Genomic DNA, 1547 nt, shown 5'->3' with positions numbered 1-1547 from the left:
GTATGTATCGATCTACAACCTGTTCATCAGCCTGTTGCAGCTGTTCGGCATCATGGGGCGCGACGACTGATCGTCGACCTTGAAGTAAAAAACCCGCTCTGGCGGGTTTTTTATCACCTGAAATTCAGGGTCACTCCACAATGACGATGCTGCCGTCGGCTTGCTGGCGGTAGATGGTGTAGGGCAGCAGCAAGGTATCCATCGCCCCGGACACGACCACGTCGAGCAGCACGATAGCGGGGGCGGGACCATGTACCTGCGCATCCCGACCGTCTTCCAGGGGCGCGTTCAGGTAGCAGAAATCGTAGGTCACACCGCTGTAGATTCGTGGTACCGCGCCGCAATAACTCTTGTGGTCCTTGAGGCTTTTTGCAGCCACTTCGTCACCGCGCACAACCGTTTGAATCGTGCCGCAACCCGCCAGCAGCATCGCCACGAGTAGCATCGCCTGAATTTTCATACCGTCAATCCTTCGCCGGAAACCGTCAATCTACTTCAGGCTGAAATAAATATCACTCACGCCATCGGCGGTAACCGGCGCTTGACCGGAGTTTTCTTGACGATCGCCGTATTGGTTTCAGCATGGGTGTTGAGGCGGTCGAGCAGGGTGTCCAGTTGTTCCATCGAGCGCACATGCAGGCGCGCAATGAAACAGTCGTCGCCGGTGACCTTGTCGCACTCGGTGAATTCGGGAATGGCCATGATTTGCCGTTCCACTTCCTGCAATTGCCCCGGCAACGGGCGAATACGCACGATGGCCTGGAGTTGATAGCCAAAGCATCTCGGGTCGATTTCAACGGTGTAGCCCTTGAGCACGCCGCGTTCTTCCAGACGGCGCAGACGCTCGGCAACACTGGGGGAGGACAGGCCACTGATTTGCGCCAGGGCCTTGAGCGAGCGTCGCGAGTCTTCCATCAGGGCCGTGATCAGCACCTGGTCGATATCATCGGTCATGGCGAAACCCTCTGTTAGGCATTTTTTCAAAACGGCCTTGATAAAAAAGGCAGATCTCGAGTTTAGCCTGCTTTTTGCTCTGGAGTAGCGCCTGGGTGCATTGGCATACTTTGGTCACAAACACAGGAGTCTGATGATGGACAAATCCCTACGCCGCGGTTCGTTCGAAATGACGGCCGCCATGCTGATCTCCGGCACCATCGGCTGGTTCGTGCTGGTGTCCGGGCAACCGGTGCTGGACGTGGTGTTCTGGCGCTGCCTGTTCGGTGCCGGCACCTTGCTGCTCATTTGCGCGGCTTTCGGCTTTCTGCGCCCTGGCATTCTGACCCGCACCACGTTCCTGCTGGCGGTGCTCAGCGGTGTGGCGATTGTCGGCAACTGGGTGCTGTTATTCGCGTCCTATTCCCGGGCGTCGATTGCCATCGGCACCGCCGTCTATAACGTCCAGCCGTTCATGCTGGTCGGGCTGGCGGCTTTGTTCCTCAATGAAAAGATCACCGCGCAGAAACTGACCTGGCTGGGCGTTTCGTTTCTCGGCATGCTGGCAATTGTCAGTGCCCATGGCAGCCAGGGCGAGAGTGGCAGCGATTACC

The 1547-nt window shown here is 57.6% G+C and carries 3 protein-coding genes; 1 reads left to right on the top strand and 2 read right to left on the bottom strand.

Translation table 11 applies throughout. The annotated features are described in order from the left end of the window. Positions 1-130: 130 nt before the first annotated feature. Positions 131-460, bottom strand: a complete 330-nt coding sequence (locus AC1DVH_RS30910; protein WP_477756988.1) for a YceK/YidQ family lipoprotein — start codon at positions 458-460, stop codon at positions 131-133. Positions 461-516: 56 nt separating this feature from the next. Then, positions 517-954 (bottom strand): Lrp/AsnC family transcriptional regulator, encoded by a 438-nt coding sequence (locus AC1DVH_RS30905; protein ID WP_477756987.1) that lies wholly within the window; start codon positions 952-954, stop codon positions 517-519. A 136-nt stretch (positions 955-1090) separates the two neighbouring features. Between AC1DVH_RS30905 and AC1DVH_RS30900 the strand changes: the two genes are divergently transcribed. Beyond that, positions 1091-1547 (top strand): EamA family transporter (locus AC1DVH_RS30900; protein WP_477756986.1); only part of this gene is annotated, 457 nt, incomplete at its 3' end.

Source organism: Pseudomonas sp. P4_C3 (assembly GCF_056402075.1).
This window is presented reverse-complemented; position numbering and strand designations above follow the sequence as displayed.

Excerpts from the sequence above, each read along its gene's own strand:
- AC1DVH_RS30905 (WP_477756987.1), bottom strand. The coding sequence starts at position 954 with ATGACCGATGATATCGACCAGGTGCTGATCACGGCCCTGATGGAAGAC.
- AC1DVH_RS30910 (WP_477756988.1), bottom strand. The coding sequence starts at position 460 with ATGAAAATTCAGGCGATGCTACTCGTGGCGATGCTGCTGGCGGGTTGC.